The sequence below is a fragment of the Frankia sp. AgKG'84/4 genome (assembly GCF_023242965.2).
GTDB lineage: Bacteria > Actinomycetota > Actinomycetes > Frankiales > Frankiaceae > Frankia.
The window spans coordinates 1-8,803 of sequence record NZ_JALKFU020000192.1 but is presented as its reverse complement, the minus strand read 5'-3'; the positions used below and the strand labels follow the sequence as shown (position 1 = coordinate 8,803).

Below are 8,803 nucleotides of genomic sequence, written 5' to 3'. Positions count from 1 at the left end.
GGCCAGGCGCGGCCGGCGGCCACGCCGTGGACTCCCGTCGCGGCGGCCCCCACCGGCGGACTGCGATCGGGGCGCGCCCGGCCTCAGCCGAGCAGGATCACGACCCGTCGGCTGGGCTCCTCGCCCTCCGACTCGCTGTGCACGCCGTCGATCTCGGCGATCGCATCGTGCACGACCTTGCGCTCGAACGGGGTCATCGGGGCGAGGGTCTCCGGCTTGCCCTGTTCCAGCGCGCGGTCCGCGGCCGCAGTCGCGATCTTGCCGAGCTCGATCCGCCGGCGCGCCCGATGGCCGCCGACGTCGAGCATCAGGCGGCTGCGGGTACCGGTCCGCTGCAGGACGGCGAGTCTGGTCAGCTCCTGCAGCGCCTCCAGCGCCTCGCCGCCGGTCCCGATGAGCCGGTCCAGCCCGTCGCCGACCACGGCGACGACGGCCCGGCCACTCTCGACGTCCAGGTCAAGATCGCCGTCCATGTCGATGATGTCCAGCAGGCCCTCGATGTAGTCGGCGGCGATCTCACCTTCCTGCTCGAGGTCGGCGATGCGCCGCTCCTGCGGTTTGAGCTCGGACTCGGGGGAGGCCTGCTCGTCGGTGACTCCGGCCGCGTCCACAGCCAGGTCGGGGGCCGAACCGGTCATCTGCACTTCTCCAGGGGAACGGGGGGCGGCGGAGCCGAGACTACGGGATGCCTCCGCGCAGTGACGTGATCGGGGTTACCTGCGGTGCCACGGGCGGGTCCGGGTGTACCAACCCGGATCAACGCCGGCCGCCGGGCCGCTTGCCCTTGCTGCGGCGCTTGGCTGGGCGGGAGCCACCCGGCTGGCGGCGCGCACCGGCGGGGACGGGGGTGGGCCGGTCGCCACTGTCCGTGGTCCCCGCCTCCGACGTCGAGGCCGCGGCACTGTCCGAGGTACGTGCGGCCGCCTTGCCGGTCTGGTCCTTCCCCTTGCCACCGGATCTGGCCGGGGAACCCGCCGGCTGCTCACTGATGCCGGTGGCGCCGGCCTCTTTGGTGGCGGTGGCCTTCCCCGCCGGACGCGCCGCGGCGCCACTGCGGGAGCGGGTACCGGGCGGCGCGGTCGGGGAGGACCGGACGCCCTCCCGCACCGTGTCCGTCAGCTTGCCGGTGGCCGCCGAGCCCTTGGTCAGGTTCGGCGCCGTCGCCGTCGCCGGCCGGGGGCGGGACTTCGACTTCGCTCCGGCCCGGACACCGGGCGCCGGGCGGGCCGGCACGGCAGCGCCGTCGGCGGCCGGACGGCCGCTTGCGGTCAGCGGCTGGACGGGCGGCATCCGCTTGATCACGAAGAACTGCTGGCCCATGCTCCACAGGTTGGTGGTCAGCCAGTAGAGCAGAACGGCGATCGGGAAGCGGAAACCGAAGATCGCCAGCATCAGCGGCGAACCGTAGAGCAGGATCTTCTGGACCATCGCCTGCTGCGGGTCCGTCGGTCCCGTGCGGGCCATGATCTGCCGCTGGGTCATGAACGTCGTCAGACCCATCAGCACGATCAGCACGACCGCGAGGATCCGGACGTGCGTCGTGTTCAGCCCGAGGAAGTCCACGAGCTGGCTGTTCGAGCGGAAGCTGCTCGACAGTGAAATACCGAACACCTTGGCCGAGGCGATCTGCTCGACCTCGTGGGCGGAGAGCCCCACCCGGGGACGCCAGACCAGCGAGCCGTTCGGGCCCTCGTTCATCGGCGCCAGGTGGGTGAACACGTGGAACAGCGAGATGAACAGCGGGATCTGCAGCACGATCGGCAGGCAGCCGAGCAGCGGATTGCCGTGCTCCCGCTGCAGCGCCATGATCTCCTGCTGCATGCGGGGCTTGTCGTGGCCCCACTTCTCCCGGATCTCCTTGATCCGCGGCTGCATCATCTGCATCGTGCGCTGCGACTTCACCTGCTTGACGAACAGCGGGAAGATCAGAATTCGCACGCAGATCACGAGCAGGACGACGGAGAAGGCCCAGGAGAAGAAGCTGCTGTCGCCGAAGATCGGGCCGAAGCCCTTGTGGAAGAAGACGATCGCGTTCGCGGCAAGGTGGTAAAGCGGATCCAACAACTTACTGACTCCTCAAACCCACGGTCCGCGACCGGAACCGACGATCTCGGGCCCGTGTCCCCTCGGCCGGAGACGGGAAGCCACGCCTGTGGGCCGGCGCGGCGGTACCGGTACGGGCGGGTCCGCCCGTCCGGCACGCGGACAGACTGGCGCTCGTCGTACCCCTGGGTTCGCGAACGACTGCCGACCCCGCGTCGGTTCCCGCCGACGCGGGCGAGTCCGCAGTGATGTCGCGCCGCGGCGCGACGGGCCGCCCGCCCGGCACCGGGTCGTAACCACCGGTGGACAACGGCTGGCAGCGCAGCACACGGGCAAGCGCCAGCACCCCGCCACGGACCCCGCCGTGACGGTGCACTGCCTCCAGCGCGTAGGCGCTGCAGGACGGTTCGAAGCGGCACATGCCGGCGTTACGGCCCGACCAGGCCGCCCGGTACAGGCGCACCAAGGCGCCGGCGAGCCAGGCCAGCGGGCCGCGGACCGCACCGGCGGGCGTGCGGGCGAACCCGGGCACGTGCCGCCGGGCGGCTCGGGAGGCCAGGACGACGTCCAAGGCGGCGGCGGCGCCCAGCACGACGAGCAGGATCGATCCTGTACTCATCGGGTCGCCTCCCGCTGCCGGCGGCCGGTCTGCCGGGTTCCCTCGAGCGCGGGGCCGGTCGCCCGCGCGAACGCGTCATCGAGGGCACGGCCAAGTCGGTCGGAACTCGCTCCCGCGGCATCCGGCAGCGCCCGGACAACCAGCATCGTGCCGGAAGGAAGGTGATCGAGCCGTGCGCGCACCTGCTCCCGCAGCCGGCGACGAACCCGGTTGCGCACGACGGCCTTACCCACCCGCCGCCCGACGACGAATCCCGCACGCGGCGGCTCACCACTAGTTGTCCACAGGCTGTGGACAACTAGTGGACCGGAGCGCGTCCGTCGGCCAGCAGTCCCTACGCGGGCGTGCTCGTCCCTCGTCCGGACGCGGGCCTGCTCGGGAAGCATCGTCAACCGGGGTACAGCAGGAACCCGCCGTCAGGCGGAGAGCTCGCTGCGTCCCTTGCGTCGACGGGCGGAGATGATGGATCGGCCGGCACGGGTCCGCATCCGCAACCGGAACCCGTGTGTCCGGGCCCGCCGACGGTTGTTCGGCTGGAAGGTGCGCTTGCTCACGTGACGACTCCGTCTGCAGGGTGGACGCGGGCGGTGGGCTTCGCCGCCGCGGGGGCGGGCCGCACCACACGGCCCGCACAAGCACATCCCACGACAAACGAGGCGGTCTAACACCGCGGTTCGACCTAGCGTACACATGCCCGCGCCCGTCACGGCCTCCCGGGCGGCTTTCCGACCGACCTCGACAGCGCCAACGGGCGGCCTCCCGACAGGTCCCGCGGGGAGGGACAGCCAGGTGGGCGGACCGAGCTCCGCGTGCACACCGGACTGTCCTCGCGGTCACGTCGGCCGATCCACGAGGACAGGTGATGACACCCCTGGAACTGTCCGGCCAGGCCCACGCCGATGACTGCTTGTAAGCAAATGCCACAGGCGCTGATCGAAGGCCGGGATGAGCTCCCGTCGCGGACCCGGGCGCACGCCGTCGGTTCGCCGACCGACGGCGCCGGCACGAAGCCTCGGACCGCGCCTTACGATCGTGGGGGCACCATCACACGCACGCAGCTGCCGGAGGATGCCAATCCGGCCCGCGGGGCGCTGGAAACCGCCGGCTCGGTGCACCATGGCCTGTGGAAAACGCCTGTGGAGAGGGCGTTTGGCAGGGAGCAGCGGTAGGTCCGGGCGATGGTGCGAGGCGGGGGATCTCGCCAGGAGAACGAGCCGGTGCGCCACGCCGGCCGCCCTGTCGCGTCCATGCACAGGTTGTGGACGACGATGTGGAGAACCATTGGGGCGAAGTCTCCCGGTCACGACCGGACGAGACCACAACAGCATCCGCGACCTGACTCCCCTGTCTGGGACCGCACCGCCCGCGAACCGTACCGAACTGCCCGAGGAGCCCTCGTGTCCAACTCCCGCGCCGACTCTGTCGCCGGTCTACCGTTCGGAGACGAGCCCGCGGGTGACCCGGATCTGGCCGCGGTCTGGCGCAAGGCCGTCTCCGGGGTCGCCGACGGCGCGCTGTCCGCCCAGCAGCGGGCGTGGCTGCGGCTGACCCGCCCGCTCGGCCTGGTTCAGGACACGGCGCTGCTCGCCGCGCCCAACGAGTTCACCAAGGAACTCCTCGACTCGCGCCTGCGCCCGTTCTTGTCCACAGCCTTGTCCACAGCGTATGGACGTGACATCCGGGTCGCCGTGACCGTGGAGCACCTGCCGGATCCGGAGCCGCTGAGTGGCCCGATCCGCATCGTCCAGCCGGGGGAGGGCGACACCGGCTCGGCCGGTGCCCAGCCGCCGGTCGAGCGCGGCGAGTCCACCGGTGGCAGCCGGCAGAAGTCCGCGCCGGTGAACGGGGAGCTGCCCTTCCCCGAGCCCGCGGACGCCGCCCCGCCGATCCGGATGGGTGCCGGTCTCGGCCGGGAGGCCGCCCCGGTCGAGGCCGAGCCCGCGCAGGCCCGCCTGAACCCCCGGTACATCTTCGAGACGTTCGTCATCGGTGACAGCAACCGTTTCCCGCATGCCGCCGCGGTGGCCGTGGCGGAGGCGCCGGCGAAGGCATACAACCCGCTGTTCATCTACGGGGACTCCGGGCTCGGCAAGACCCACCTGCTGCACGCGATCGGCCACTACACGCTGAAGCTCTACCCGAACACCCGGGTCAAGTACGTGAGCTCCGAGGAGTTCACCAACGACTTCATCAACTCGATCCGGGACGACCGCCAGCAGGCCTTCCAGCGCCGCTACCGGGATGTGGACGTCCTGCTTGTGGACGACATCCAGTTCCTGGAGAACAAGGAGCGGACGCAGGAGGAGTTCTTCCACACCTTCAACGTCCTGCACGACGGCGAGAAGCAGATCGTCATCAGCTCGGACCGCTCGCCCAAGCAGCTGTCCGCGCTGGAGGACCGGCTGCGTAGCCGGTTCGAGTGGGGCCTGATGACCGACATCACCCCGCCGGACCTCGAGACCCGCATCGCGATCCTGTCGAAGAAGGCGGCGACCGAGCGGCTGCCCGTGCCACCGGACGTTCTCGAGTACATCGCGACCCACATCGAGCGCAACATCCGAGAGCTCGAGGGGGCACTGATCCGGGTCGCCGCCTTCGCGAGCCTGAACAAGTCCCATGTCGACCGCACGCTCGCCGAGATCGTGCTGCGGGACCTGATCCCCGACGCCGGCAACCCGGACATCACCGCCATCCAGATCATGAACGCGACCGCGGCGTACTTCGGCGTCTCCATGGACGACCTGTGCGGCACGTCCCGCAGCCGGGTCCTCGTCACCGCCCGCCAGATCGCCATGTACCTGTGCCGCGAGCTGACCGACCTGTCCCTGCCGAAGATCGGACAGCACTTCGGCGGCCGTGACCACACGACGGTCATGCACGCCGACCGCAAGATCCGCGGTCTGATGGCGGAGCGGCGGGCCATCTACAACCAGGTCACCGAGCTGACCAACCGCATCCGACTGCAGGCCCGCCAGAACTGACCCCCACCGGGGACCGAATCGCGCGGGGCCATCGCCCGGCGCCGACTACACAGGGGTATCCCGGCCGCCCGGTGACGGCCCGTGCGACCACACGGGTTCGTGGACAACGCGCCCAGGCGCCCCGCCATGCCGTTCCGCGAACGCCGATCGATCAAGCGATCATTAGTGGCGTTTGCGTTGAAGTCGATGATTACACCGAAACCTTTCGACCACCACCGGTGACCATGTGCCCCCATGGGCCTCCGCCGGCCGCGGGTGCTCGCCGAGCCCACAGGGTGGTTCCACCCACAGCTTGTGGAAAACCTTGTGGACAGCGGGTGGGCGAACCGGTGGAAGAAGGGGTGGACAGCCTGTGGATAACTCGGGGAATGCCTGTGGAGGGACAAAGTAGTCCCTGGGGACAGCGTCTCGACGTGTGGATATCCACTGCGTCTGTCCACAGGCGAACCCACAGGATTTGCACCGGCCAATCAGGGCTCTGACCTGCGGAAACGATGGTTATCCCCAGTATCCACACCCCCTACTACCACCACGATTCTAGATCTCTCTTTAAAAGATCAAAATCTCTAAGTACTAGGGGGTGTGGACAACGAACGATGATCATCGTCGAACGCCTGCTGTCCCACTTCGTGGGCTCCGAGTAGGCACCCGGGGTGACGTCGGCCGCCCGCTGCCGCCGCCTGGCACTCTGGGATGCTGAGCGGTGTTCCCGACCGGCTGCCTCCGCACACCGGAGGGAACGACAGGAGGGCTAACCATGAAGTTCCGGGTGGAACGGGACGAATTCACCGAAGCGGTCGCCTGGACCGCCCGTACGCTGCCGAGCCGGCCGACGACCCAGCTCCAGGTGCTGTCGGGACTCCTGCTCGACGCCACCGGGCCGATGCTGAAGGTCGCCGCCTACGACTACGAGGTGGCCGCGCAGAGCACGGTGCACGCGACCGTGTCGGAGGAAGGCCGCGCCCTCGTCAACGGCAAGTTGCTCGCGGAGATCACCCGCTCGCTGCCGGCCGCTCCGGTCGACCTCGCGATCGATGGCACCCGGCTCGTCATCACCTGCGGGAACGCCAGGTTCGCGCTGCCGATGTTGCCGGTCGACGACTACCCGGCGCTGCCGGCGATGCCTCCCGTCACGGGGCACATCGAGGGATCCGCCTTCGCCGCCGCGGTCGCGCAGGTCGCCATCGCCGCCGGGCGGGACGACACCCTGCCCGTGCTGACCGGTGTGCGCATGGAGATCGACGGCGACACCCTCACCCTTGCCGCGACGGACCGCTACCGGCTGGCGGTACGCACGTTGAAGTGGCGCCCGGCGGAGGACTCCGCGACCGAGGGCGAGGTCACCCCGGTGACGGTGGCCCTGGTGCCCGCACGCACGCTGCTGGACACCGCCAAGTCGCTGTCGGGCTCCGGGGTGGAGGTGTCCATCGCGCTGGGGACCGGTCCGTCCGGGGAGACCCTGGCCGGCTTCTCCGGCTCGACCCGACAGACGACCACACGGCTGCTCGAGGGCCAGTTCCCGCCCTACCGCAAGCTGCTGCCCGACAGCTCGCCGCTGATCGCCCAGCTGGAGATTGCTCCACTGCAGGAGGCCGTGCGCCGGGTGGCCCTGGTGGCGGCGAAGACCGCCCCGGTGCAGCTGGCGTTCTCCCCGGACCACCTGGTGCTGGAGGCCGGGACGGGCGGCGAGGCGCAGGCCACCGAGACGCTCCCGGCGGTCTACGACGGCCCGGAGCTGGCGGTCGCCTTCAACCCGTCCTACCTGCTCGACGCCCTGGGTGCGCTGGAGTCCGACATCGTGCGGATCGGCTTCGCCAGCGCGGACGATCCCACGGTCGCGGCGAACAAGCCGGCGATCCTGACCGGCAAGTCCGGTGCGGAGGGCGACTCCGCCGACGGCACCAGCGGCGAGCTGCCCGACTACCGCTACCTGCTCATGCCGATCCGTCTCCACGGGTGACGTGCACCTCACGCATCTGTCACTCGTCGACTTCCGGTCCTACCCGGCTCTCGATCTCACGCTGAGTCCGGGGACGACCACGTTCGTCGGCAGCAACGGGCAGGGGAAGACCAACCTGCTGGAAGCGATCGGCTATGTCGCGACCCTGGCCAGCCACCGGGTCGCGGGCGATGCCCCGCTGGTCCGCGACGGCGCGGAGCGGGCGATCGTGCGCACCAGGATCGTCCGCGGCGACCGGGCGGCCCTCGTCGAACTGGAGATCGTGCCGGGACGGGCGAACCGGGCGCGGTTGAACCGCGCGCCGGTCGCCAGGACCAGGGATGTTCTTGGTCTGCTGTGCACGGTCCTGTTCGCCCCGGAGGATCTTGCGCTGGTGAAGGGTGATCCCGCCGGGCGCCGGCAGTTCCTCGACGGGCTGCTGGTCGCCCGGACGCCGAGGATGGCGGCGGTGCTGGCCGACTACGAGCGGGTCGTCCGACAGCGTTCGACGCTGCTGCGCACGGCCGGGGCGGCGCGGCGCTCCGGCGGGCAAGGTGATCTGCGCACCCTGGACGTGTGGGACGGCTACCTGGCCGCGCACGGAGCCGAGCTGCTCGCCGCCCGGCTCGCCCTGGTCGAGGCGTTGCGTCCGTCGGTCGTCGAGGCCTACGCGGCGGTCGCCGGGGCGGCGGCCGAGGTCGCGATCGACTACCGAGCGAGCGTGCCGCTGCCCGCAGGCTCGGTGGGTGGCGCCGGCGAGCGCGAACAGCTGGTCGAGGTGATGCACGCGGCGCTCGCGCAGGCCCGGGCGCGGGAGATCGAACGCGGGATGACCCTGGTCGGCCCGCACCGGGACGATCTGGCGCTGTCCATCGCGGGCCGCCCGGCGCGCGGCTATGCCAGCCACGGCGAGTCGTGGTCGTTCGCCCTCGCGCTGCGCCTGGCCTCGTTCGAGCTGCTGCGGGCGGACGACCGGGAGCCGGTTCTGCTGCTCGACGACGTGTTCGCCGAACTGGACAGCCAGCGGCGGGCGCGTCTCGCCGAGCTCGTCGCGCCCGCCGAGCAGGTGCTGGTGACGGCCGCCGTCGAGGGGGACGTGCCGGCGGAGCTCGCGGGCCGTCGTTTCCTCGTCGCCGACGCGGAGGTGCGCGATGCCGACTGATCCCGATGGCCGCCCGGCCGCCCCCGACGGCTCGCCCGCCGCGCCGGAGGGCACCGCCG

General features: G+C 70.8%; 8 protein-coding genes. 3 read left to right on the top strand and 5 right to left on the bottom strand.

Annotated features, from left to right (window positions below):
• Positions 1-83 precede the first annotated feature (83 nt).
• From MXD58_RS13685 to rpmH, 5 genes are all read right to left on the bottom strand, one after another.
• The gene (locus MXD58_RS13685; RefSeq protein WP_248839917.1) at positions 84-638 is read right to left on the bottom strand and encodes a Jag family protein; all 555 of its coding nucleotides are present in this window, start codon (positions 636-638) and stop codon (positions 84-86) included.
• Positions 639-756: 118 nt separating this feature from the next.
• Positions 757-2,064: a membrane protein insertase YidC gene (yidC, locus tag MXD58_RS13680; protein ID WP_248839916.1), complete on the bottom strand. Its 1,308-nt coding sequence runs from the start codon at positions 2,062-2,064 to the stop codon at positions 757-759.
• A 1-nt stretch (position 2,065) separates the two neighbouring features.
• The gene (gene yidD / locus MXD58_RS13675) at positions 2,066-2,662 is read right to left on the bottom strand and encodes a membrane protein insertion efficiency factor YidD (protein ID WP_248839915.1); all 597 of its coding nucleotides are present in this window, start codon (positions 2,660-2,662) and stop codon (positions 2,066-2,068) included.
• Positions 2,659-3,048, bottom strand: coding sequence for a ribonuclease P protein component (rnpA, locus tag MXD58_RS13670; protein ID WP_248839914.1), 390 nt, complete (start codon positions 3,046-3,048; stop codon positions 2,659-2,661). Before rnpA ends, yidD begins: the two co-directional genes overlap by 4 nt.
• A 30-nt stretch (positions 3,049-3,078) precedes the next feature.
• A complete protein-coding gene (rpmH, locus tag MXD58_RS13665) occupies positions 3,079-3,216 on the bottom strand; it encodes a 50S ribosomal protein L34 (RefSeq protein ID WP_248819056.1) in 138 nt (45 codons plus the stop codon).
• Positions 3,217-4,059: 843 nt separating this feature from the next.
• On the opposite strand from rpmH, the gene dnaA reads away from it, so the two are divergent.
• The 3 genes from dnaA (at position 4,060) to recF (ending at position 8,744) form a co-directional block, all read left to right on the top strand.
• On the top strand, positions 4,060-5,643 hold the full coding sequence (dnaA, locus tag MXD58_RS13660; protein ID WP_248839913.1) for a chromosomal replication initiator protein DnaA: 1,584 nt from the start codon (positions 4,060-4,062) through the stop codon (positions 5,641-5,643).
• Between the two features lie 757 nt (positions 5,644-6,400).
• Positions 6,401-7,603 (top strand): DNA polymerase III subunit beta, encoded by a 1,203-nt coding sequence (gene dnaN, locus MXD58_RS13655; protein ID WP_248839912.1) that lies wholly within the window; start codon positions 6,401-6,403, stop codon positions 7,601-7,603.
• A gap of 1 nt (position 7,604) precedes the next feature.
• Positions 7,605-8,744, top strand: coding sequence for a DNA replication/repair protein RecF (gene recF / locus MXD58_RS13650; RefSeq protein WP_248839911.1), 1,140 nt, complete (start codon positions 7,605-7,607; stop codon positions 8,742-8,744).
• The last annotated feature ends 59 nt before the right edge of the window (positions 8,745-8,803 follow it).